Source organism: Armatimonadota bacterium (assembly GCA_018268395.1).
Lineage (GTDB): Bacteria > Armatimonadota > Fimbriimonadia > Fimbriimonadales > Fimbriimonadaceae > JAEURO01.
This window is the reverse complement of the sequence record JAFDWQ010000001.1, coordinates 191,256-216,555: the sequence shown is the minus strand read 5'-3', so window position 1 is coordinate 216,555 and position 25,300 is coordinate 191,256. Positions and strand designations below refer to the sequence as shown.

General features: G+C 64.1%; 16 protein-coding genes. 12 read left to right on the top strand and 4 right to left on the bottom strand.

Features of this window, described 5'->3' with window-relative positions:
- The first annotated feature begins 22 nt into the window (after positions 1 to 22).
- A complete protein-coding gene (locus JST30_00925; GenBank protein MBS1712877.1) occupies positions 23 to 3,103 on the top strand; it encodes an alpha-mannosidase in 3,081 nt (1,026 codons plus the stop codon).
- A gap of 25 nt (positions 3,104 to 3,128) precedes the next feature.
- Entirely contained in the window at positions 3,129 to 3,428 is a 300-nt protein-coding gene (locus tag JST30_00920; protein MBS1712876.1) for a hypothetical protein, read from the top strand.
- A 4-nt stretch (positions 3,429 to 3,432) separates the two neighbouring features.
- Here JST30_00920 and JST30_00915 read toward each other — a convergent pair whose 3' ends face one another.
- On the bottom strand, positions 3,433 to 4,140 hold the full coding sequence (locus tag JST30_00915) for a response regulator transcription factor (GenBank protein MBS1712875.1): 708 nt from the start codon (positions 4,138 to 4,140) through the stop codon (positions 3,433 to 3,435).
- The gene (locus tag JST30_00910) at positions 4,137 to 5,264 is read right to left on the bottom strand and encodes a hypothetical protein (GenBank protein ID MBS1712874.1); all 1,128 of its coding nucleotides are present in this window, start codon (positions 5,262 to 5,264) and stop codon (positions 4,137 to 4,139) included. The genes JST30_00915 and JST30_00910 overlap by 4 nt, the downstream gene beginning before the upstream one ends.
- 205 nt (positions 5,265 to 5,469) lie before the next feature.
- Here JST30_00910 and tdh point away from each other — a divergent pair, with 205 nt between their 5' ends.
- Both tdh and JST30_00900 read left to right on the top strand, forming a co-directional pair.
- Positions 5,470 to 6,501 carry an L-threonine 3-dehydrogenase gene (gene tdh, locus JST30_00905; GenBank protein ID MBS1712873.1) on the top strand — a complete coding sequence of 344 codons (1,032 nt, stop codon included), beginning with the start codon at positions 5,470 to 5,472 and terminating at the stop codon, positions 6,499 to 6,501.
- 55 nt (positions 6,502 to 6,556) lie between these two features.
- On the top strand, positions 6,557 to 7,834 hold the full coding sequence (locus JST30_00900; GenBank protein ID MBS1712872.1) for an MFS transporter: 1,278 nt from the start codon (positions 6,557 to 6,559) through the stop codon (positions 7,832 to 7,834).
- Here the strand turns inward: JST30_00900 and JST30_00895 are convergent.
- Positions 7,787 to 8,308, bottom strand: a complete 522-nt coding sequence (locus JST30_00895; protein MBS1712871.1) for a hypothetical protein — start codon at positions 8,306 to 8,308, stop codon at positions 7,787 to 7,789. The two genes, JST30_00900 and JST30_00895, sit on opposite strands and share 48 nt — an antisense overlap.
- A gap of 136 nt (positions 8,309 to 8,444) precedes the next feature.
- Between JST30_00895 and JST30_00890 the strand changes: the two genes are divergently transcribed.
- From JST30_00890 to JST30_00875, 4 genes are all read left to right on the top strand, one after another.
- A complete protein-coding gene (locus JST30_00890; GenBank protein ID MBS1712870.1) occupies positions 8,445 to 9,278 on the top strand; it encodes a hypothetical protein in 834 nt (277 codons plus the stop codon).
- A gap of 137 nt (positions 9,279 to 9,415) precedes the next feature.
- Positions 9,416 to 11,188, top strand: a complete 1,773-nt coding sequence (gene tadA / locus JST30_00885; protein ID MBS1712869.1) for a Flp pilus assembly complex ATPase component TadA — start codon at positions 9,416 to 9,418, stop codon at positions 11,186 to 11,188.
- Positions 11,189 to 11,249: 61 nt separating this feature from the next.
- Positions 11,250 to 12,545 carry a type IV pilus twitching motility protein PilT gene (locus JST30_00880; protein MBS1712868.1) on the top strand — a complete coding sequence of 432 codons (1,296 nt, stop codon included), beginning with the start codon at positions 11,250 to 11,252 and terminating at the stop codon, positions 12,543 to 12,545.
- Between the two features lie 10 nt (positions 12,546 to 12,555).
- Complete coding sequence (locus JST30_00875; GenBank protein ID MBS1712867.1) at positions 12,556 to 13,791, top strand: type II secretion system F family protein; 1,236 nt, start codon at positions 12,556 to 12,558, stop codon at positions 13,789 to 13,791.
- Between the two features lie 75 nt (positions 13,792 to 13,866).
- On the opposite strand, the gene JST30_00870 is transcribed toward JST30_00875, so the two are convergent.
- Positions 13,867 to 18,663 (bottom strand): prolyl oligopeptidase family serine peptidase, encoded by a 4,797-nt coding sequence (locus JST30_00870; GenBank protein ID MBS1712866.1) that lies wholly within the window; start codon positions 18,661 to 18,663, stop codon positions 13,867 to 13,869.
- Between the two features lie 141 nt (positions 18,664 to 18,804).
- Here JST30_00870 and JST30_00865 point away from each other — a divergent pair, with 141 nt between their 5' ends.
- From JST30_00865 to JST30_00850, 4 genes are read left to right on the top strand one after another with little or no spacing between them, the layout of a single operon-like run.
- Positions 18,805 to 19,866, top strand: a complete 1,062-nt coding sequence (locus tag JST30_00865; GenBank protein MBS1712865.1) for a prepilin peptidase — start codon at positions 18,805 to 18,807, stop codon at positions 19,864 to 19,866.
- Positions 19,867 to 19,920: 54 nt separating this feature from the next.
- Entirely contained in the window at positions 19,921 to 20,772 is an 852-nt protein-coding gene (locus tag JST30_00860) for a prepilin-type N-terminal cleavage/methylation domain-containing protein (GenBank protein MBS1712864.1), read from the top strand.
- A gap of 32 nt (positions 20,773 to 20,804) precedes the next feature.
- Complete coding sequence (locus tag JST30_00855) at positions 20,805 to 22,937, top strand: hypothetical protein (protein MBS1712863.1); 2,133 nt, start codon at positions 20,805 to 20,807, stop codon at positions 22,935 to 22,937.
- Position 22,938: 1 nt separating this feature from the next.
- Positions 22,939 to 25,269 (top strand): prepilin-type N-terminal cleavage/methylation domain-containing protein, encoded by a 2,331-nt coding sequence (locus JST30_00850; GenBank protein ID MBS1712862.1) that lies wholly within the window; start codon positions 22,939 to 22,941, stop codon positions 25,267 to 25,269.
- Positions 25,270 to 25,300: the final 31 nt, after the last annotated feature.

The following is a 25,300-nucleotide window of genomic DNA, read 5'->3' as shown; positions in this document are numbered from 1 at the left end:
TAACCTCCGCCCTCGCTCCGCCATGCTCAAGCACCCCGACCTGACTCTGGACCGTATCCGACAGTTCCTCAAGCGAGACCTCGAACTCGGGAGTGTAACGGAGTCGGCCGAGCTCGACGTGGAGTTCGGCGACGGTAAGTCGTGGAAGTCGGTCGCCACGGGTTTCGCGTGGGGGCCGGCGTACCAGGAGGGGTGGTACCGGCTCAAGTTCAAGGTTCCCGCGGAGTGGGCGGGCCGCTCTTTGGCCGTCTGTTTCGAAAAACCAGAAATCTGGGGCATCCGTGACGGGTCGGTGGAGGCGACGGTCTGGAGCGAGGGTGTGCCGTGCGGTGTCTTGGACTATGGCCACTTGTACCACCGCTTGACGGAGAGGGCCGAGGGCGGAGAAGGGTTCGAGCTTCACCTGCAATGCTTCGCGCACAACGCGGAGACCACGGTCCATGGAAAAGAGAAGCCCCGGACAGCGAAGCCAGAGGTCAACAAGGGTTTTTGGCTCGTTTGCCTCGACCAGGACGCGATCGACCTCGCTTATGACGTGTCGTTCGGCCTCAGCCTTTACGAGGGGACCCCACTGGGAAGCCCGGTCCGGGACGTCGTTCTACGAGCCTTGAACGACGTCTGTAACCACTATCGGCCTCGGAACAAGAAGGCCGTGTCCCACTGCCGACGGATCGTCAGGGAGGCCATGGATTCGCTCGGAGAGCAGACTTCGCACGAGGTCGTGCCGGTCGGTCACGCCCACCTCGACACGGCGTGGTTATGGCCCCTCAGCGTCACCCACCTGAAAATGGCGCACACGACGGTCGCCCAACTCGGGTTGATCGACCGGTATCCCGAGCACGTCTTCGTCCACAGCCAGGCCTCGCAGTACGAATGGCTCGAAAAGGAAAACCCTGACCTCTTCCAGCGGATGCGGCGGGCCGTCCGAAAAGGGCAATGGGAACCTCTCGGCTCGATGTGGGTCGAGGCGGACTGCAACCTCACGGGCGGTGAAGCCCTGATCCGGCAGTTCCTCTACGGCCGGCGGTACTTCCGCGAGAAACTCGGGGTCGAGACGATCGACATGTGGCTGCCCGACGTCTTCGGTTACTCGGCCGCCCTTCCCCAAATCCTGCACAAGTTCGGCATCAAGGCGTTCCTGACCCAAAAGCTGAGTTGGAACCAGTTCAACAAGATCCCCCACCACACGTTTTGGTGGCAAGGCATCGACGGCACAAAGGTCTGGACGCACTTCCCGCCTGCGAACACGTATTGCGCGAGCTGTGAGCCTAAGGAGATCGCGAAGAGCGTGGCCGACTATAAGGATTCGGGTCGATCGGACCGCTCCCTTTACGTTTACGGCTTCGGCGACGGGGGCGCAGGACCGACCGAACGGCACATCGAGTACCTCCGTCGGGCGCGGACGGCTCCGGGCATGCCTGTCGTCGCGAGCCGAAAGAAGGCGGCCGAGTTTTTCCGGGAGAGCCTCGACAACAGCTCCGATCTCTGTACGTGGGTGGGGGAACTGTACTTCGAACTCCATCGCGGGACGTACACCAGCCAAGCCGCGAACAAACGCTCCAACCGTGAGTGCGAGTTCCTTCTGCGGGATGCCGAGCTCTTGGCCACGTTCTGCGACCACAAGGGCGGTTATCCGGCCGAAACCCTGGAAGCCGCTTGGAAGCTCGTCTTGCTCAACCAGTTCCACGACATCATTCCGGGTTCTTCGGTGCGCGAAGTCTATGAAGACAGCGCCAAGGACTACGACGAGGTGCGACGTCTGGCGGGCGGCATCGTGGCCGAGTGTCTCGAGCATACGGGCCGTAAGCTCGACACGTCCCAGATGAGGCGTCCTCTCGCCGTGTTCCACAACAGCACGCTGCCGTCCCAGGTCGAGGTTCCTTGGACGGACAAGGACGTTCCGGCGAGCGTGGTGTGCGGAGACGAATCGTTGCCGGTCCAACTGGTCGACGATTTTGGCGGATCCAAGCTGGTGTTCCAGACGCCGTCGTTGGCGCTCGGGGCCGTGGCCGTCGCCGACCTAGTCGAGAGCGCACCCACGTTCCTTCCGAGGCTCAAGGCGGGCGGGCGCCGACTCGAGAGCCACGAGTTCTCGGTCCGGTTCGACGGCAACGGCAACATCACCGGCATCCAGACCTTGGACGATGACCCGATCGAGTTCGTGGCCCCTGGAAAGGTGGCGAACGCCCTTCAGATCTTCGACGACAGGCCGTTGTTCTGGGACGCTTGGGACGTCGACGTCTATGCCCTTGAGACCCAGCGAGACCTGCTCAGAAGCGAGAGCTTCGAGGTCGTAGAACGGGGCCCGGTCCGAGTCGCGGTCGAGGTCGTCCGAAAGTTCGGCGACTCCGTGTTCCGACAGAGGATCAGTCTTGGCCCGACCCCAGGAATCCGGTTCGACACGTGGATCGACTGGAGGGAAGAAGACAAAATGTTGAAGGTGGCGTTCCCGCTGAACGTCAATGCGACCAAGGCGACGTTCGAGATCCAGTTCGGGCACGTCGAAAGGCCGACCCACCGTAACACGTCATGGGACCTCGCCCGGTTCGAGGTCTGCGCGCAGAAGTGGGCCGACTTGAGCGAAGGCGGACACGGCGCAGCCTTGCTCAACACCGGCAAGTACGGCCACGACGTCCTCGACGACACCCTTCGCCTCACGCTCCTTCGGTCTCCGAAAGCACCCGATCCAACTTGCGACATGGGGGTCCACCGGTTCACGTACGTCCTCCTGCCGCACTACGACCAGGTCCCTCACAGCGACGTCATCGCGGCCGCTTACGCGGTCAACGCCGAGCCCCGTACGGTCATGCTGGAGCCCGCGTCCGGACTGAACGCGCACTTGCCCCGGTTCGTCGCGTGCGACAACGGCGACCTGGTGATCGAAGCGGTCAAGCGGGCTGAAGACTCGGGCCTCGTCCTCGTCCGGCTCTACGAGTGCCACAACACGCGCGGGAACGGGCAGATCCAATGCGCGATGCCGGTCAAGAGGGCGTGGTCGGCCGACCTGAACGAGGCCAAGCAACACGAGCTCGACGTTCAAGACGGGTTCGTAAGGTTCGCGTACAAGCCGTTCGAGATCGTGACGCTGCTTCTCGAAGTGTAAGGACGCGGCCGGTATGATCGGGCCCATGTCCGACGCGCCGCGGCACCTCGACGGCTCCCCCGCCCTGATCGAGACGGAGTTCGTCCGCGTCGCCTTCCAACACGGCGAAGCTCACGCCGAAGGGGCGAACGGGTGCCGCGTCGAAGACGTCATCGGTCTCCTCGTGGACAAGCTCATCGACTTTCAAGGTCGTGCCTACGCCTGCGAGGAGAACGAATCGGCCCTTTACCACCTGACCCAGGCAAGGGACGCCCTCGTTTTGCGCCGCAGGCGTCGCGAGCAACAGGGAGTCTTCGGGCTGCCGGCCGCGCACCGTCCCGACTAAGGCTTTAGCCGACGAACTTGTAACCCACGCCTCGGACCGTCAAGACGTGGACAGGGGAGGCAGGGTCGGTCTCGATCTGTTCCCGGAGCCAGCGGACATGGACGTCGACCGTCCTCGGGGACACGAAGGCGTCTGCACCCCAAACGCGGTCAAGAAGCGTGTCGCGGGAGAAGACCTGGCCCGGGTTCCGGGCCAGAAAGTGGAGTAAGGCGAACTCCTTCGGGGACAAGGTGATCCGGAAGTCGTCGGACGCGGCCACGGCGTCCGCTCCCGACTTGTTGACGAACGCCTCGTGGGTCCGTGGGTCGACGAGCAGCCAGGGGAACTCGACGGCGTCGCCGACGGTCGGATCGCCGACCGAGCGCCGCAGGACGTTTTTGACCCTGACGGCCAGCTCGGCCAGTGAGAACGGTTTGACGACATAATCGTCGGCCCCCATTTCGAGTCCGGCGACCCGGTCTTCTTCCGACGCCTTGGCCGTGAGGAAGATGACCGGGACTTGGCTCCCTTTCCGGACGGCTTGGCAGAGCTCGTAACCGGAGCGGTTCGGGAGCATCACGTCGAGAAGGATGATGTCGGGTTTGACCAGTTTGAAGAGGCGCATGCCGTCTTCGGCGGATTCCGCCGTGAAGGTCGTGTAACCCTTGCGGCGGAGTTTGGTCTCGACGGTTTCGCAAAGGGTGGGTTCGTCGTCGACGATCAGGACTTTCATGAGGTGGCGATGATTTCGACGTTGGCACGGGGCACCGTCACCGCCCGGCCGTCATCGAGCATCGCTTCAAGGACACGCACTTCCGCTCCGGACTCCACGGTCACGAGCTGCGCGGGCAGTCCCGTCACCTTTCCCAGGAGTCCGAAGTACGGCTCCCGGATCACCCGGATCGGCGTCCCGACTTCGAGCGCCCCGCCGGAGGCGGCCACGTGACCTTCTCCGACCGTGCCCGTCATCGGTGCGATGACCTCTGGCCTGATAACGCCGGCGCGAATCTGGGTCGCACCATTGACGCTCGCATTCTGCCCCTCGATTGTTTTCAAAAGGTTAAAGGTCCGGTCGGCCATGCGTAGGTTGCCGAACCCTTCGGTCGCGATCAAAGTGACATTGATGGGCTCCTGCCCGGTGATGGCGACGCCGATGTCGTAGCCGAGGAACTTGGTCAAGTCGACGTCGCGGACCGCGCCGACGACGAGGCCGACGACGCCGAGTCCGTTGGCCCGCTCGAGAGCGTCGTACGTGATGCCGCTGCCACCGACGAGGATATGCCCCCGGTCGTTGTCGTGGATGTGGTTGGCGTCGAGGATGTCGTCCGGACTCGTGACCGCGACACGGATCTGGCCGTTCCGTTCCCCGCCGACGCCGAAGATCCCTTGGACCATCGCCCCGCGCGTCTCTACGATCGCGCCTTCGCCTTCCATCACCTGCGCGACCTTGCCGTCGACGTACGCCGTGATCTCGACCGGGATGCTCGGTTCTCGGATCAGAAGGCTGCCCGTAATCTCGGAAAGCCCTTCGACGGTGCCGGCAAAGTCGGAATGGACGGTCTGCTTGCCCCAACCGAACACGAACCCCTTGGTTTCGGCTACGACCTGCCCCTTTTCGACCGCGTCGCCGGGCTGGAGGCTACAGAACGTCGTGACTTCTTTGGCTTCCACGCCGAGCTTTTCGGCGAGGCGGACCGTCTGGAGCGGGCCAGGCAGGAGCGCTCTGGCAATGACCGTGTCGTGTTTGACCGGGTCGCCGGCCTTGACCAGCACCTCGCCCTTGATCGGGAGCCTCCGCGTGCGCTGGACGACGACGTCCTTGCTGACGGTCAGGCCGGGGGTGTATGCGGATCCCATTGTCGACCGATTGTATCACTTGGCCGAAAAGTCCATCGGCGACGTCGTGGGAACATTCGATGGGCCCCGACGGAGCGCGGCTTCAGTCCTTATCGGGGTCTCGGACGTAAGAACGACACGGGCGCAGACTGAAGTCTGCGGACCGAATGCGGACTGAAGTCCGCGCTCCGGAGGCGGACGCCACCGGCGCGGTAACCTCGCCTCCATGAAGGCGATCGCAAAGACGCGACCCGCGCCTGGAGTCGAGATCATCGACGTCCCCGAGCCGGAGGTCCGGCCGGGCTGCGTCAAGCTGAAGGTCGAAAGGGGCTCGGTGTGCGGGACGGACCTGCACATCTACAACTGGGACGCTTGGTCCAGCAACCGGATCCATCCGCCGCGGATCATTGGCCACGAGTTCTGCGGCACGGTCATCGAGGTCGGCGAGGGCGTGACGACCCACAAGGTCGGCGACTTCGTCTCGAGCGAGTCGCACATCGTCGACGCCGACGATCCCGATTACCTTCGCGGGGACGGGCACATCGCCCAGTCGACCCGGCTGCTCGGAGTGGACGTGGACGGGGGGTTCGCACCTTACGCCGTGATCCCGGCCCTGAACGCGCGGCACACGCCGAGCGTGGTGCCGAAGACGGTCGCCAGCATGCAGGACGCTCTCGGCAACGCGGTCCACACGGTCATGGACGGCCCGGTCGAAGGTCAGACGATCTTGATCACGGGAATGGGGCCGATCGGCCTTTTCGCGGTCGCGATCTGCAAGTGCCTGGGAGCGGCGAAAGTCTATGCGACCGAAGTCAGCCCGTACCGGATCGACTTGGCCGAGAAGCTTGGTGCAGACGTGGTCCTCGACCCATCGAAGCAAGACGTGTCCTGCGAGCTGAGGAAGCTGGAGCCGCGAGGGGTGGACGGCACGCTCGAGATGTCAGGCAAGCGATCGGCCTTGGACCTGGCGGTCGAGCACACGCGCCCAGGCGGTCGTCTGAGCCTGCTCGGGCTCTATGCCGAATCCGAGATCGGAGTCGACCTCAACAGGCTGATCTTCAAGGGGCTCAGGGTGCACGGGATCATCGGTCGGCGGATGTGGGAGACATGGGACCAAATGACATGGCTCCTTTCTGAGAAGGGTCTGGACGTCACTCCGGTCGTGACCCACGAACTGCCGTACTACGAAGTCGTCGCCGCGATGGAAGCGATGAAGAAGGGCGAAGCGGGCAAGATCGTCCTCAAGTTCGACGACTGACCTCGTTCGCTTGCCATACAGAGTCCGTCCGTCGTCAGGAGCGGGCGGCCGCACGATGACCGGCGTCCTTCGCATCCGCGAGTTCCGAGACCTTTGGATCGGGCAGACCGTGTCGCAGTTCGGCGATGCGGTCTATGGGATGTTGTTCATCTACATGGCGGACAAGACGACCCGCGATCCGGCGGTCGTCGGCCTTGTCGCGGCGTTGGCCGCGTTGCCGTTCCTGATCGTCGGTCCGTTCGCGGGCGTCGTCGCGGACCGTGTCGACCGCCGAAAGGTCATGTTGGCGGCGGACCTTTGCAGTGCGGCGGTGCTGGCCGGATTTATGGCCGTCCTCGCGACCTGGCCCGTGCCCCCGGTCGCCGCGATCTTGGTGACCCCGTTCCTTCTCTCGGTGGTCAACGCGTTCTTCATGCCTGCCCGGGGAGCGGCGCTGCCCCGGCTGGTCCCGGAGGGACGGCTCCTTGAGGCGAATTCGTTGTCGTCGTCGACGATGCACCTCATGAACAACGCGGGCCTGATCCTCGCCGGAATCGTGCTCGCTCCGCTCGAAGCCGCTGATCCGGACCGCTTCTTCCTCTTGGCCGTGTCCGTCAACCTGCTCACGTTCCTCGTGTCAGCGGCCTTCATCGGCCGCCTACCCGCGCTCGAGCCCAGGCGGGGCGACGACGAAGGGAAGTGGACGGAAGACCTTCGTGCGGGCGCAAGGGCCGTTTGGAGCCGCGCCGCGTTGCGTGCGATGATGGGTGCGAACCTGGTCGTCAGTTTGGCTATCGCCGGGTTCATGGTCGTCTACACGTCGACGAACCGGGCTTGGTTCGGCGGCGACTTCCGGTCGTTGACGGTCATCGAGCTGACGTTCACGGTGCCGCTCGTCATCGCCAGCCTTCTGGTCGGCAAGTTCCGCGTCCAAAGGGTCGGGATCGCTTTCGCGGTCTGTCTCGGCGCGGTCGGGCTGTGCGTCGCGGGGATGGGGTTCGCGAGAGACCTGTGGGTCTACTGCACCTTGAACGCGGTCTGCGGCATCGTTCTTCCGTTCGCCTCCATCCCGGCGATGACCTATATGAGCCTGGCCGTGCCGGACGCTCTGCGAGGGCGCGTCCAGTCGGTGGCGACGATGGTGACGGCCGGTGTCCAGCCCCTTGGCGCCGGACTGACGGGACTAGGGTTGAAGAACCTGGGGCTGACCGGGATGTACCTGGTCATGGGGATCGGGACGACGTTGCCCGGTCTGACGGCCTTGGCCGCGAGTCCGGCCTTCCGCCAAGCGAGGGTCCCGTCCGGTTCAGGCGGCGTGGAAGGGCAGGTCCCGACCGACCCGGGCGAGGGCTAGGGACAAGACCTCAAAGCTCTCACTGAGTTTCCGATAGGTCGGGGCTTCGGAGTCGTAGGGGCGATAGTCGAAGGAGGACACCAGACGGTAGCTCTCCTTGCCCTGTAACGTGTAGTCGCACAGGAGTTCGCGCCCGTCGTCGAGTTTCAGCCTCCGAAGGAACATCGGGTTCAAGCCGCTCCAGAACAGGATGTAGTCCCCGATGTGCTTATGGACGTCCCGCTCCCGTTCGAAAGAGTCCGCGTTGAGGCGGACGTCGCCCTCTGCGAGCATTTCGAAGACCGAACTGAGGCTACGGCCGGAGGCGTCCCTGATGCGGAACAGGCTGTCCGTCCGTGCGAACGCCACGAGGAGCGAAGCGAGGTAGTCCTCGACGTCTTCGAACGCCCCCTGGGGGCACTCCAAGGCCATCGCGTGCTGCACGCGTTCCAAAAACAGCAGGTAGAGCGGGTGCTCTCGACCGGATCCGGACATCTTTTTCGCTCTTTGGTAAAACTCGGGACGATCTTCGACCCGTCGTAGTTCTTATAGACCCAATCTTCGGACGGGTTTTTCGACAAGTGGACGGTGCCCGGCGTAAAGTCCGGCAGAATTGGGAGTAAGAAGGATCGTGATCGGCAGCAGGGACCCTTACGCGGGACGGGCTAAAGAACACCGGACGTACTTTTGGATCGGTGCCCTGTTGCTCGTGGTCGCCCTCCTGTTCGGCCTGATCGGCGCCGGGATCCTCGGTTTCGGCGAGAAGGGGCGCTCGCCGTTCACCGACGCGCGCGGCACGAAGGGCCCCGCCACGACGGGAGCAGGGTCGGAAACAACGGCCGTGACGGCCGCTTCGGGCGGGCCGACGCCCTTCACCGGCGACTCCAAGACGATCAAGCGGATGCCGAAAGAGGTTTCGGACTGGTTGAAACACCTGGAGCTCTGCGAGCGCAAGCGCCACGATCTGTCCCGGGAAGCGATCTCGGGCCTTCAAGTGATGGGCACGATGCTCAGCGGCACGGGGGCGACGACGGAAGTCCTCAAGGGACTCCTCGGCGACGATTACGACATGGAGAAGGCCAACCCTGCCAACGAAGTCGCGCAGTCGGCCAAGGACAACCGGGATTCGTGGCGGGAACTGATCACGTTCTTCAATTCGAAGCCGCCGCCCACCGAATGTGTCCCGACCCGCAACGCGTACCAGCAGTGCCTCACGGAGACCCAGGCGATGATCGGCGAGATCCAAAGTTGTCTGGAGTTCGACCCGGCCGACACGGGCGCGGCGCAGGCGGCGATCGCGAAACTGAACCGTCTGACGGGCACGAGCGCCCACCGTATCGACGTGGCGGGCAAGCAGACGGACAACCTCGTCCAAGAGGTCTGCGACCGCTATGAGGTCCAGAAGTGGTTCCGGATCGAGGGCGATGTCGGAGGCGGCGTCGGCGGGTTCCTCGGCGGCAAGTAGCGCAGACGAACTTTCGCGGGCTAAGATTACGTCAAGAAAAGGGTGCCCGGGCGTCGCGTCCGAGAGGCTTGGGCGGCTAGAATAGACGGTCGGCCGGTGCCTCGCCACCTGCCGTCCCTTTGAAAGGTTCGATCACGATGGCAGTTCCGCGTTTACCCATGGGCGATTTCTTGCTTCAGCGAGGGTTCGTCACACCCGAGCAGATGGACGAGGCCAAAAAGGTCTCGCAGCAAACGAACACGGAACTAGGACGCACCATCATCAATTTGGGTTTCGCGGGCGAGCGGGAGGTCCTGCACGCCCAAGCCCAGGAGGCGGGCCACCCCTTCGTGGACTTGGACCGCGTCGCGATCGAGCCGAGCGCGGTCAACGTGGTCCCCGAGCGCATCGCGAAGATGCACAGCGTCATCCCGGTGAAGAAAGAAGGCAGCGTGCTGTGGGTCGCGATGGGCAACCCCAACAATCTGGAAGCGCTCGACCAGTTGCGGCTTGCCAGCGGGTTGCTCGTCAAGCCGGCCGTGGCCGTCCCTGGAGCGATCGAGGACGCGATCCGGAAGCACTACTCCGGCGCGGCGACGAACGGGGAGGCGGCACCCGAGAAGCCGGCGAGCGGAGCTCCCGGCGGGGACAAGATGACCTCGGACGTCCGCGCCCTGATGGCGCAGGCGCAGGTCGGCCGCGACGTCGCGGACAAAGGTTTCAAAGAGGACACGGCGTCCGACGAGGAGATGGCGGAGCAGGCGCCGATCATCCGGCTCGCCAACGCCGTCATCCAGCAGGCCATCAACGACCGGGCCAGTGACATCCACGTCGAGCCGCAGGAACGCGCGGTCCGGGTCAGGTACCGCATCGACGGCGTCCTCATGGAGGCCATGACGGTCCCCAAGAACCTTCAGGCCCCGCTCATCTCGCGTTTGAAGATCATGTCCGAGATGAACATCGCCGAGCGGCGCGTCCCTCAAGACGGCCGTATCGAGGTCCGGACCGGCGGAAAGGAGTTCGACCTCCGCGTCAGTTCGATCCCGACCCCGTTCGGTGAAAAGGTCGTCATGAGAATCCTCGACAAGGGGAACGCCATGGTCGGCCTCAACAAGCTGGGCATGTTGCCGGAACTGCAGGCGCGCATCGAGGAGATGGTCAGCCAGCCGAACGGCATGTTCCTTTGTACGGGCCCGACGGGTTCCGGCAAGACGACCACGCAGTATTCGGTCCTCCACAAGCTGAACACGATGGAGGTGAACATCATCACCGTCGAGGACCCGATCGAGTACCAGCTCGGCGGCATCGCGCAGGTCCAGGTCAACAGGAAGGCCGGTCTGACGTTCGCCACCGCGCTCCGCGCCTTCCTCCGCCAAGACCCCGACATCATCCTCGTCGGCGAAATGCGCGACCTGGAAACGGCGGAAATCGCCATCGAGGCGTCGCTGACGGGCCACTTGGTCTTGTCCACCCTTCACACGAACGACGCGCCTTCGGCCACGATCCGTATGGTCGACATGGGCGTCGAGCCGTATCTGATCTCTGCCACGGTCATCGGCGTCCTGGCCCAGAGGCTCGGACGTAAGGTCGACTCCGACAACAAGGAGCCGTACGAAGTGCCCGCAATGGACCTTCGGCGCTTCGGGTTCCCGGTGGCCGATCCCGAGGAGAGGGTCACGCTGTACCGCGGCATCCCGGCCGATCAGAACCGCATGACCGGCTATCGGGGCCGCATGGGCATCCACGAACTCATGACGATGAACGAGGAGATCGCCGAACTGGTCGTACGACGTTCACCGCTCGGCGACATCAAGGCCGCGGCCAAGGCGAACGGCATGAAAGAGTTGCGCGAAGACGGTCTCGCCAAGGTGCTTTCCGGCCTGACGACTCCGGAAGAAGTCATGCGCGTCGTCTTCACGGCGGGATACTAAGGAACGCAGACCGTCGACCGACAAGGCTAAACTGGAACTCGAAGACACCGAAAGAACTGACATGGACAACTCATCGCCGTACTCGCCGTCGCCTTTGCCGCAAGACCTCGTCACGCCGACGGGCGAACCGCCCAAGCCGGAAGGCGAAGCTCCGTTGCCGCCGGTCGGCGGGCCTCCCGGCGCGAACGGGGCGCAACAGCCGACGGTCGAAGCAGGCGGGATGGCGAAGGTCGGTTCGGGTCAACCGAAGACCCTGGAAGACCTCCACATCGACGAACTCCTGCACGTGGTCGTCGACCGGAACTGCTCGGACCTCCACATTTCGGCGAACAGCGAACCCGTCATCCGGGAGGACGGTCAGCTCAAAAGGCTGAACTATGAAAAGTTCACGCCTCAGCAGTGTCAGCGCATGCTGTACGAGATCGTCAGCGACGATCAGATCACGCGCTTCGAGACGACCCTCGAGCTCGACTTTTCGTACCAGCTCCCCAGGCGCGCCCGCTTCCGTGTCAACCTGTACCGCGACCGTGGCGCCGTCGCCGCCGCCTTCCGTCTCATTTCGAACCGCATTCCGACCTGCCGCGAGTTGAACTTGCCGCCGTTGCTCGAGCAACTGACGGAGAAGCCCCGCGGTCTGATCTTGGTGACCGGGCCGACAGGTTCCGGTAAGTCGACGTCGCTCGCGGCGATGATCAACTACATCAACATCAACAAGTCGCACCACATCATCACGATCGAGGACCCGATCGAGTACCTGCACACCCACAAGCTGTCGGTCATCAACCAGCGCGAACTGGGTAGCGACACGAAGAGCTTCGCGAACGCGCTCCGCGCCTGTCTCCGTGAAGACCCGGACGTCCTGCTCGTCGGTGAAATGCGCGACACGGAGACGATCGCGTTGGCGATCACCGCCGCTGAAACGGGCCACTTGGTCTTCGCCACGCTCCACACGAACAACGCGGCCGAGTCCATCGACCGTATCATCGACGTCTTCCCCCCAGGGCAGCAGGAACAGATCCGCGTCCAGCTATCGAACAACATCGTGGCGATCGTGGCTCAGCAACTGCTCCCGAGGGCGAGCGGCCCTGGGCGCGTCCCGGTCAACGAGATCATGATCGCGAGCCCCGCCATCAGGAACCTGATCCGCGAGGGCAAGACGCACCAGATCCCGTCGATGATCCAGACCAGCGCCGCGATGGGCATGTTGAGCATGGACCAGTGCCTGCGCGACATGTACATGAAGGGCGTGATCACGATGGAAGAGGCTTTGACCCGCTGTCAGAACGTCGAAGAACTCAAGAAGATGATCAATTTGGGCGGCGCACAAGGTGGACCGCCCTCGAGCGTCCGAAAATAGGTAAGGGAACATGCCCGTCTACAGCTACACGTTCAAAGACGCCGCCGGCGGCCTTCAAAAGGGCACGGCCGAGGCCGATACGGAAGAGGCCCTTCGCGCCAGGTTCGGTGAGCAAGGTCTCGAGATCGTCGAGATCCAGCTCATCAAAAAGGGCAGCGCTCAGAAGGCGCGACGGTACGGCAAGGTCAAACTCGCCAACCTCGCCGTGTTCTGCAGGCAGTTCTCCACGATGGTCGACGCGGGCGTCTCCCTCGTGCGCTGTCTCGACGTTCTGAGCCGCCAGACTCAAGACCCTAAGCTGAAGAAGATCTTGATGGACATCGGCGAACGGGTCGAAGGCGGCGAATCGCTCAGCCGGGCGATGCAACGCCACCCCAGGACGTTCAACAACCTGTTCATCGGTCTGATCCGCGCCGGTGAGATCGGCGGTGTCCTGGAAGAGACCCTGCAACGCCTTTCGACCTTCTTGGAAGCCGACGTCGCCTTGCGGCGCAAAGTCAAGTCGGCGTTGACCTATCCGGTCCTCGTCATGATCGCCGCCGTCGCGATCGTCATCTTCCTCGTGTCGTGGGTCGTCCCCCAGTTCGCCCAGCTCTTTAAGGACATCGGACTGAAGGACCAGGACTTCCCGGCGATGACGAAGTTCCTGATCGACCTCAGCAAGAACTTCACGCAGAACTGGCTGGTCATCTTGATCGCAACGACGGTGATCATCGTCGGTTGGAAACTGTTCGTCTCGACACGGTTCGGGCGACGGACCGCCGACCGGATCAAACTCGTCATCCCCGTCTTTGGCAAGCTCCACCACAAGGTCTGTATGGCCCGGTTCAGTAGGACCATGGGCACCCTCCTGACCTCAGGCGTCCCGATCCTTCAGGCGATGGAGACCGTCGCCGGCACGGTCGGGAACACGATCATGGCCGATGCCGTGCTCGACGCCCGCGCCAGGATCCGGGAAGGCGACCGGATCGGTGACCCCTTGGAAGCCTCCAAGATGTTCCCGCCCATGGTCGTCCACATGATCGGCGTCGGAGAAGAGTCCGGCTCCCTGGACTTCATGCTCCAGAAGATCGCCGACTTTTACGAGGCCGAGGTCGAGGCGACCCTGGCATCGTTGACCGCCGCATTGGAACCTGTCCTGATCGTGTTCCTCGGCTTCATCGTCGGCTTCATCGTCATCGCGATGTTCATGCCACTGATCAAAGTCATCGAACAGCTCTCGAACGGAAGCGACGAAGGGCCGTAAGGTCCGACGGGCGCCCGGATCAGAACCGCCCTGCTGAGGTCACTCAGCAGGGCGGTCTCGTTTTTGGGCCGGTCGTCACTCGTCCAGAAACGACCACGTCGAGTCTTTGACCGTTCTTCGGTAGTCGCTAAGCTTGCCGCACAGGTTCGCCCGGGGCTGGATCGCGGCGTCGGGGACGTCGCTCCGGAACACGTCGGCCCATTCGCGCAGACCGTTTCGGGACTCGATCCTGGCGAAGCCTGGCTCCAACAGGGCCGCGTAGAGGGCCGCCAAGGAACTGAGAGGGCCGTTCGCGACCACCGTCAGGGCCTGTCCCGACCGCTTCGTTTCCTGTGCGGCCGCCAGGATCTGGAACGCGCCTGTGAAAGCCAAGGACGTCCCGGCGTATACGGCGTAGCGGATCTCGGCACCGGACAGCTCGCCGGTCCCGAGGATGTCGAGGGCCAGCACGGAAGCTGCCTCATCGGGCGTCCGTGAGGCCAGGGCTGCCGCTTTCCCCCGGTCGTCGACAAGGATTCGGACGGACTTCGACCGCGACCGGTCGAGAAGCACAGCCGGCGTTCTTAACCCTGGCAGCGGTTCGAACACGACGGTCCGGCGGTTGCCGGTTCCGCTTTCGGTCCACTGACGCGACGATGGCTGTGGTCGGCCACCGTTCACGGCGATCAGGTTCTCGACCACAGCCGGACGTGTCGATGCCGACAATCGTTCTCTCGCCAGATCCTCCATCGTCCGTTCGTCGGAGGGAGGAGGGTCGAGGACCAAGAGCGAGCGGTCTTGCGGGTCGATCGCCGAAAGTCCGGGTTGCTCGACCGGGCCCCCGTCGCCCGTTCCGCGGAGGTAACGGTCGAAGAAACCGATCATGGCCTCCCGCATCGGCCGGTTATAGTCGTGGGGGCCGGGGAAGATGCGGACCTGGACGTCGTCCTTCCGGCCATAAAGCGCCCAAGTCTGAGCCGCTTTGTCCCGCGTTCGACGCATGGCGTCCGGCGGGAACTCACCGTCGTTCTCGGCCCCGATGATCAGGACAGGCTTCGGGGCTTGGACGGCGAGGACGTCCGAGCGGTCGCCCACCTGGCAGGTTCCCGGCACGTGGTTGCACGGGCACCCGTTCTCGGGGGCGGTCTCCATGCTCGACATGTACACGACGGGTACGGCCGCCGTATAGCGGTCGTCCGCGGCGAACGCATAGAGCGTGGCGAGACCCCCGCCTGACGCACCGGTGATCCCGACTCTGGACACGTCCGTGTCTGATCGGGTGGCCATATAGTCCAGCGCCCGGAACGCGTCCCACACATAGGTCCCGGTGGTGTTGGCCCCGCCCTGCACGAGCTTAAACTCGAAGTGGCTGCCTTCGGCACGCCGTTCGATCAGGCTATCGCCTTCAAAGCTGTTCCCAGGGCTGTCGATCGCGATGGCGATGTAGCCTTTCAGGGCCTGGAAGGCACAACGGAGTTGGATCCGGTCTTCGTTCTTCTTGTGCGCCCAATGGCCGTTCACGTTGACGATCACGGGCCGGCGTACGAGCGGGTCGCCTTGCGCCTTGTAGACATGGGCGGTCACGTAGAAGCGCGGGCTACTCTCGAAGACCACCTTTTCGACCGTGTACCCGTCTCTCTGGACGACGCCCGTCGTCCTCGCGTTGAGAGGAGTCCTCGGTGGCATGGGATCGAGGCCCAAGGTCCGGAGCAATTCGGTCTTTCGGGACGCGCGGAGCTTGTCGGCCTCCTCTCTGGACGCCGGTGCGGGCCGGCTCGCCATCTGGACGACGCGCCCTCTGAGATAGGCGTTTGCGATCGACTGGCCTTTTCCGCCGAGGACGTCGCCGTCGGTGACGGGGCCGGGGACGACCCGGGACGAAGAGGTTCCTTGTTCGAGAGCCACGACTTCGCCCAAAGTCAAGAACGGGACGTCGAGAACGTTCATCGTGTCAGGCCAAAACGAGGTTGTGAAAGGGGCTCCTTCGGTCCCCGCGTCGACGAGCACGACCGGCTTGGGACCGCCGATCGTTCTCAAGAGCGCCTTGATGGCTTGGGCCGAGGGTGTAAACGCGCAAGTCTGCATCAAGCGGGCCATGACGACCACGACCCTTCCGCGTCCGATCTTGGTCTCGGCGACCCCGCCGTTTCCATGGACCGTCCAACCGTCGGTCGGAGCGATACGCTGCCACAAGACGCCCGGCACCTCCGTTTTCGACATCCCCAAGGCTCCCGAGGGGTCGAAGACGTCCGGAGTCGGGCAGTTTTCGAACCGGGGCGGACGGGGCAGGAAGTCGAGTTTGTAGCGTCCGGACACGAAGTCCTGCTGCAGGACGACCAAGTCCAAACCTCGCGACACGGCTTCCAGCAGTTTGCGCTTCTGAGACGAGTCAAAGCCGTTGAAGAACCGCCACGCCCGCGGGGCGAGCAGCAGCGGCCCGTACTTGTCCGGGTCCAAGACCTTCGGATCGAGGTGGTCTAGCGCTTCTTCGCTGCTGTAGATCTGCGGTGTCTGGCCAGGCAGTGACGGGACGACTTGGTACGGCGCGCCGTTCCCGGCGAAAGCACCGGGCTGGCGCGAGACCACACCGCGCGCGTCTTCGGTTTCGACCGCGAGGCAGTGCCCCCAGCGTTCGCGCCGGATGGTCGCCGTCCATCGTCCCTCTTTGGAGACCATCGCGACCCGGTGGAAGAACGTCGAACTGGGCAAAGGTTTGTGCAGCAGCCAAGCGCGCCGGAACGGCCCGTCGATCGAGCAGATGACGTGACGCGTACTGAGTCCGACTTTGAGCCGCTGTCCCGAAACGGGCGCCGGCACCCGAGACGGGGCCCTCTGGACGCCCGTCGTCCCTAAGGCTCTCAACGATGCGGCATCGTCCTGGACCGACTTGAGCAAGGACGCCCAATGGAAGGTGTTCGTGTGCATCCGCAACCGCTCTGTGAAGGGCCGGTAGAACCGGGCTTCCGGAGAGTCGGAGAGCCGCTTCCATGCGTCCACAAGGCTGTCCGGGGCCGACGCCGAGCTCTGGCTGAGCCCCGGTCGCCCGGTTTGGCGCATCGAATCGGCCAACTCGGTCGCCGTCTCCGCCTTGATGGCGTGATAGAAGCCTAGATGAGAGAGCATTTCGACGGCGGCCTGGATCTCTTTGAACCGGGCCTTGCCTTTGACAGGAATCCGGTCGGGCGTCACGTCCCGGATCGCCCGAGCGTCGAGGGCAAAGCGCTCCAAGAGCGCCGCCAAGTCTTGGACGGGTCTCCGGCCGTCCTTGAGGCCAAGAGCCGTCTGCATGGCGTCGTCAGCAGGAGCCCGTACGGCCGACTCGTCGAGAGGGCGCAACGTGACGGCGTCGTACGTGCTCCCCCCTGTTTCGAGCTCCGGCGCATGGTCACGGTGGTCCGAACCGAACGCGCCTGACAGGAACGCGGTGGGGACGATCAGGCTCGCGGCGGTCCAGGCCTTGGAAACGGTTCCGGACGCGTCGCCGAACCAGTCCTTGAGCTTTGCTTCGAAGACGGAGTCCGGAGTCTCCGGGTCATATCCGAGGCGGCCCCACTCCATCCAATAGAGCTCGTCCCGCTGGTGCGTCCAGTCGCAGTACTTGTCGTCGGGATCGGCGAGGTAGTACAGCGGGTCTTTCGGATAGTACGCGTCAGGCCCCTCGATCGTGTAGCCCGAGGCGGTGCCCGTCCTCATCACGCGGATCGACCGTCGCACCCAGTCCGGGTTATGGAACGGGAAGATCCTGTGCGTGCCGTTCGCCCGTACCTGCCATACGATCTTGTAGGGGTTTCCAGGCCACCGGCCCCCGCCTTCGGTCGGCCATCCCGGCCACGTCTTCGCGTTCTTCTTCGCATCGCCCGCGTCGCTGAGATAGTCCTCGAACGAATAGCTGTACCAATTCGCCATCCGCCCGCCCGCGATCTGGTACGGCGCCCCCCATTGTTCGCCGTTGTATTTGATTTCGACCGTGAAGTCCTTGGAAGCCCGGGCCAAGGGGAGGACGTTCTGCCTGCGGGTGATCCAACTCCTGGTGATCAAAGGGATCGGTTTTCCGCTCCGGTCGACGGCTTCCTGGTAGCACTTGAAGAACGACTCGCTCTTGCCGCTCTCCCCGATCCTGAACCCGATCGCGTCCAGGCCGGGCGCCTTTCGGACCATCTGCTCGACGGCTTCGCGGGTGTAGGCGTATACGGTCGCTTCGGTCTCTTGGTACGGGACCTCTCGGTTCTGGGGGATCTTGAGGTTCGCTTGATAGGACATCAAGCTGACCCGGATGCCGCGCGCATGGGCCATGTCGATGACCTTGTTCAGCCGGGCGAGGTTGGCGTCCTTGACCGTCTGAGGCACGCCGACCTTCGGGAAGGACGGGCTCGTCACGAAATAGGCGTACAGGTTCGGCGCGTCGGTGACGCTGATGTCCCAGCATCCGTGGATGTCCAACCAGTTCAGGCGGCTCTCGGCCATAAGGTCGAGGAGCGAGGTCCAGTACGAGTCGTTCTGGAACCACCAACGTTCCGGATCCGTCAGGGCGGCGACGTCCGTGTCCGTGTCGTTCTTCGCGACGTTCCACGGCAACGTGAGGAAGAGATTGAGGCCCCTGTCAGGTAAGAACGGCCGTGCGGACACGTCGTGCCGCCACGCCTTTTCACCTTGAATACGGACGCGTTCGGCGAACTCGAGGGCACCGTACATCGCCCCGTTGGGGTCGCTGCCCGTGACCGTGACCTTTCCGCCTTTGACCTTGATCTCGAACGACTCCTTCGACGATCCGGGCACGATCCGGACGTCGACCAGGGACGCCTTGGCCCCAAGGTCGCGCTCCAGCGCCGCCCGTCCGAACGCGACGGGGTCGGCGGGCCGGAGGGTGCAGGCGGCGAGTAAGGTGAAACTCATGGTCCTTCCTTGTCGCGGGCAGGATATCACGGGCCGCGCCGGGTCTGTACCGTTCCGGACTCCTCGTCCGAGGGCAGGCTCCCGATAATCCGGTCAGGGCGGCTTGCGGTAACCTCCGCGAGGCCCAAGGAGGGGCGTGGCGTGTTCCCAGAGTGGACGTGGATCATCGGGTTTTGGATCGGGGCGGCGGTCGGCAGCTTTTTGAACGTCGTGATCTATCGGCTCCCTAGGGGTCTAGGGGTCGCCAAACCGACCCACAGCTTTTGTCCCGTGTGCAAGCACCGCCTGACCGGCCCGGACCTCGTCCCGCTCCTGAGCTGGCTGTTCTTGGGCCGCAAGTGCCGCCACTGCAAAGCCCCGGTCAGTAGCCGCTACTTTTGGGTCGAACTTGTGAACGGCACGTTGTGGGGCTGGATCTGGTGGATGTACTTGAGCCGTCCCGACGCCGTCGGCGGCGCCGGCCAGGTCACGGTGATGGCTGGGGACCCTGTCAAGGCCGTCGCGTTCATGTTGTTCGCGAGCGCGCTCGTGGCCGCGATCTTCACGGACCTCGCCCATTACATCATCCCTGACCAGGTCAACGCGTTCATGTTGATCACCGGACTCGGGATGAACGCGGTCATGATCGCCCAGGGTCGGCCGGAAGCATGGACGGCGGGGGTTCCGAGCGCCCTGGCGGGGGCTCTGGCCGGAGTCGGGGCCCTTTGGGGCATCGCCTTTTTAGGCCGGCTGCTCTTCCGCAAGGACGCGATGGGCCACGGTGACATCAAAATGGCGCGAGGGATCGGGGCCGTCTTGTTCCCGATGATGGCGCTGGTCAGTTTCGGGCTGGCCGTCATATTGGGCGCCGTGATCGGTGGTCTGCTGGTGTTGGTCCGGGCGCTCTCCCGCAAGGGCGAGCCGGAAAGCGACGACGCGTACGAAGACGAACAGCCGGAGAGCTTCGGGTCCTTGATCACGTGCGGACTGGGGTACGTGCTCTGTATCGACGTGATCGGCCTCGTGGTCCCGAAGCTTTACGAACGCTGGTTCGCCGAAGACCCCTATGCGGTCGAAGCAATCGAGGACGAGCCTCAAGTAGAATTGACCATGATCCCGTTCGGGCCTTATCTTGCTGCGGGCGCTTTGGGTGCGGTGCTGTTCGAACCGCAGTTGACGGCGCTCGTAAATTCGTATACCCAGACGTTTTTTGGGGGCGCATAAGGGAACAAGGCCGGCGCGGGGTCCGTCAAACGTCGAAGAGACGAGAAGGGCAACATGCGTCAGACGAAAGCTTTCACCCTCATCGAGATCCTGACCGTCATCGCGATCATCGCGATCCTGGCCGCGATCATCTTCCCCGTCTACGTCAAGACGAAGGAAGGCGCGTACCGCTCCGGGGACATCTCGAACATGAACAACCTGCGCCAGGCCCTCCAGCTCTACAAGCTCGACCAGGGCGGCTACCCCCCGCAGCTGCTGGGCTATGTGACGACCTATACACAGGGAGGGACGGACATCGTCCCGGCCAACGCGCTCAAAGGCTTCCTTTATCCGAAACGGGTCGGTTCGATCAATACGTTCCGGCCGGCGTTCAACCGGGCGGGCCTCTCGGACGTGACCACGGCCGTCTGGCCGGACAAAGAGGTCGCGGGCGTCCGTCCGATCGTGGACACGAACGGTGACGGCAAGATCGACGCGACGGACGACGTGGCGGGCGCCCGTCAGGCTTACGGCCCGACCGACGGGACCGTTTGCTACGGCGGCGTGCCGTGCGCGAACCAGAACCAGCAGGTCCAGCTTTACACCTTCAGCGGTTACGACGTCGCCCAGGACCAGGACGCGAACGGGGTCAAACGGTACGAACTGCGTTACGCCTTGTTCTGGACCAACTTCGCGATCGGCACGGGCAGCGGCTACGGGAACGGTTCGGCCAACGACGACCCGCGCCAGCTCGGCTACGCCGATCCGCCCGAGACGACGCCGATCACTTGGAACGGTTACTTCCGCGATTTCAACAACGGGTCGCTCGTCAAAGCGAACCGCGACATCGTCCTCTTCCTGGGCGGCGCGGCGCGCCCGTTCGCTTCGAACTTGGTCAAAGAGTACAGCTGGCGCGTGATGCCCTGACCTCCGACCGTCGACCGAGCCAGATCTAAGCCATGAGAAACCTTCGACGCGCGGGTACGACGATGATCGAGCTATTGGTCGTCATCGTGGTCTTCCTGGTCGGGATCCTCGCCATCGTGCAGGTCTTCCCGCCGGGCCTCGGCATCCTCAGGACCGCCGCTTTCAACACGAGCGCCAACCAGCTCGGGACTGCTGAGATGCAGCGCATCCAGGGGCGCTCCAACCAGTTGGCCGAGATGATCGTGCCGGTCCGGTACGTCAACACGGCTGGCGGGGTCCGCGTCCAGATCGATTCGAGCCGGTTGACGTCCGACCTGATGCCGTCTCCCGGCACGACGGGAGGCAAGGTCGACCAGTCGGGCAACGTGATCGTCGACGGCGTCAACATCGGAAGCTGGCCGAAGGTCAGCGGCGCCAACCTCTTTTCGCGCGTCATCGGCGAGAGCACGGTCGTCCCTGCTCCCCGGCGCGTCCCTGGACTGCCTGCAGGACGGGACTTCGGCGGCGTCCTGCAGCTGACGTTCGCTCCGGCCTACTATTATCCGACCCAGCAGGGGATCGGCGAGGACGGCGTCCTCCAGGTCTACGGCAACGACTATCGGCGGCGCTTCGGCAACTACGACGCCAGCATCCCCAACATCTTCCGCTGGGCCGAGAACGAGTATTACTACGTGCCCTACGAGCCGGACAACGGCCTCCCGTCGAAAGACGAGATCTGGATCGCGCCGAACAACGTGCGCCGCAAGTACCGGATCGCCCTGAGCTTCGCCTATGACAACGGCGGCCGGACGGAGCAGTACGACGTCATCGTCCAAGCCGACTTGGACCCGAACAACGTGCCGTCCTACGCCCGCACTTCGGGCCGGTACTGGATCCTCGCCGTGGACCAACTCGTCGCCCAACCGGACATCTATTCCGGCGGGTCCCAGTTCAATCCGTCGAACTTCCTGTACGCCGACCCGGATTCGGTCCGGCTCCAGCGGGTGTACCAGGAGATCCCCGGATCGCAGTCGTTCAGCAACGACCCTTACGAGTACCGGGTCGCGGGCACGGGCACCTTCGGCACGCTCGGGTTCTGCCTCGGCACCGTCCTTCTCAATCCCAACGGTTTCAATTCCCGGTTCGTCGGCCCGAACGGCACGAGCCAGGCCCTTCTCGCGAGGGTCGATTACACGGTCTACGACTGGCGGCTCATCCGCGACGAGTTCCGCGTGCCTCCGAGCACGGCGGTCGGGTCCACGGTCCAACCACGGCAGATCAAGCTGACGCTGAACGGCATCAAATCGTTCGGCACTGCCAACCCGGACCAGACGACGTATAACGGGACGGGCCTGACGGTTCCGAACCTGATCACCTACAGCGGCGGCGGCACGTCCGACGTCATCGTCCAGGACATGGACACGGGCGCGATCCTGCTCGGCAACCAGCCGAACGACGCATCGGTCGCGAGCTATCCTCAGAACCCGGACAGCGGATGGACGGTCGACAAGATCAACGGCCAGATCCTGTTCCGCGACGTGGACGGCGACGCGTCCAACGGGATGTCCGTCTGGGCCTGCTATCCGACGGGCGACGTGTTCAACCCGTGGACGCCCCGGCAGCTCCTGCCCGACGTCTCTCACCGGAACGTCCGCGTGCTCTACATGGGCCACAACGAGTGGTCCGTCCAGCCGTTCAAGGCCGCCCGGCAGTACCGGGTCTCCGCCTACGGCGTGGCCGCAGGCCTGTCTCCCGGACAAGTTTTGATCGGCGGTTCGCCCGATACGAACGGCAACCCGATCGGCAGTCCGTACCGGATCTACTCCGCCCCCTACGACCTCGGCCAGAAGATCGTCGTCGGCGAAATGTGGGTGACGACGGGCGGCCAGCCGTATCCTGTCTACGACCAAGAGTTCCAGTTCTCCGGTATCGAGAACGTGAACGGCGTGAACCTGGCCTATGCGGACATCCGGGACAAGGTCTCGGGCGGGGCGGTCTTCGACTGGTCGCGGGGCTATGCCGTGCGCCGGGTCCGAGGGGCCTCGCTCTGGGTGCGCGTGATGTGGAACCCCACGTCCATGAAGCTGACCGACGATCAGGCCGCGAACTTCAACGACCTCGAGTTTTGGATGCGCAGTTGGCGCAAGACGGATAACGAAAGCCTCCAGATCGGAGGGAACGACTGACATGGCAAGGCGAAAAGGCTTTACGCTGATCGAGCTGATCACCGTCTTGGCGATCACGGCGATCTTGATGGCGATCATCTTCATCCCTGTGGTCCAGGGTTTCAACCTGACACGGGCGGCTCAAGGGTTCGCCGACGCGCAGGACAAGGCGCGGTCGCTCATCGCCCGGCTCGAGCGCGAACTGCAGAACGCCGCCGCCGTGCGCGATAACAGTGCCAGCCGTGGCGCGTGCACCGTCGTCGTGCCGGGCAAGGACGGGACGGCGGTCGCCACCGACCTGCCGTTCACGAAGCTGGACGCCTATAAGCCTTCCGAAGGCGACCCGACGCGCGGCCCGTCCGGGGCCTTCATCAATCCGGACACGGGAAAGGAAGACCCGACGCTGCAGGCGCCCAAAGGGCAGCCGAACTTTCCCGCCGCTTCCGGGATGTCGATGACGCGGTACTTCGTCGGCCTGCACAGCCCGGTTTCGACCGGTGCGGGCGGCCAACCCGTCGCGCCGGGGGTCTACAACAACCCTTATGACGGCCTGCTCATGTCCCTTAACGCGTCCCGTGACAACCTCTACGTGCTCTACCGGGCCGAAGTCCAGGTCAAGGTCTGGAGGAACGGGCAATACGTCGTCAACACGGACCTGTTCCAGGACGCGAACAACGACGGCCAGGCCGACGACATCGACGATCCCGCCTTCTTCACGCTGCTTCCGGGAGTCGACGCCAACTATGCGAACGGAAGCCTGACGGCTCAGGGCCAGGCCAAGGGCCTGCGGATCCTGAACTGGCTGAAGAAAGCCAGGGTCGTCACGGAAGTCAGCCGCTACGACATGGTCCAAGCCGTCTACGACCGCCGTACTCGGGCCGTGTACTACGTGAACAACGTCCCGCAACTCGTCCCGCTCGTGCGGTTCCAACCGACGAGGGTCACCAGCGAACCTGCGGCGGGCACCACCGCCGTCCGGACCGGCGAAGAGACCAACAATGCCCTGAAGGTCGGCCCTGAGACGTTCACGACGCAGTACGGCGCGTGGTCCTCGCTCCTGACAAGGACGTGGCCGAGCATTTGGCCCGCCACCTTTGCCGCGAACGGCGCCCGCGCCGGCGACCAAAGGGCGCGGTGGGGCTCGGACCCCAACGACCCGACCCCGGCCTACATCGTCGGCCGGACGTGGAACAACGGTGGCGCCGACGTTTTCAGCCTCTTCTACTACGATCCGGCGACCATGGCCGACGACATGAACGACGGCCTCGAAATCTTCAACGTCACGCGCTGCCTGGACATCCGGCGCCTTCCTCGGCCGGACGTCAACGCGGGCGGATACGTCTACCCGTTCGCGTTCACCGACTCGGTCAACGCCGCGACGCTGAACGGCAACGTCGGCGCCCGGCTCAATTTCGTTCCGGCGGTACCGGACACCCGGAACGGCAAGCTTCTGTCCAGCTTCGATTCCCGCGAGGTCGGCACCGACCAGACGTTGCCCTACGAGTACCGCGTGCCGAGTTGGGGCCAGCAGTCGGCCGCGGGACAGCCGTTCGACCTTCGGACGGGCGTCCGTGTCAGCCCCTACAACGGTGGCGCCGCGCAGGACTACACGCCGAACAACGACCCCGACGTGGGGACGGGCGTATGGACGGACCCGATCTTCCAACCCGTCAACCGGCGCTTCAACAAACTGTGGAACGACTTCCCGACGCTGTTGCCCGGCCTGGACCGCGCCCAGTACGTCAAACGGTTCATCGACCTCCGGGTCTGTCCGCAACCGGACGGCACGCCGTCGGTCCTCGATCCAGCCAGCGGGATCGGACGCGCGTTCGTGACGCCGGGCAGCGAGACCGTGATCGGCCCGGACCAGAGGCCCGGCCCGAACTTCGGCCGGTACGTCCGCTACTCCCGCGTGAGCCAGCGGCCCGTAGGCCCGAACCAGTACCTGATCAACTACGTCGACCAACCCGAGCCCGACTACTCGCTGGTCTTCGCGGGCCAGTCGATCATCGGCAACCCGTACGACCCGTTGACGCCGGTGCCGCAGACGCCCGTCCAGGCGCTGATCCAGCCGCAGTTCCGTGCCGGGTACGTCGAGTTGAACTCTAGGTTCGGCGAACCGATCCCGAGCGGCTACTCCGACTCGTCAGGGTTCCATCCGACAGGGAACATCTTCGTGACGTACCGCTTCCAATACACAGAGCCGAACGACGTCATCGCCGTCGACTACGACTCGACTCAGGTGATGGAAGTCTCGCTGACGATCCGCAACTATCCGCAGACCCAGAACCTGCCGAACCCGCCCTCGATCACGGTCAAGGGATCGGCGGCCGTCCGAAACTTTGTGCGCTGAGAGCCTTTTGACCATGACTTCACAGACGAGA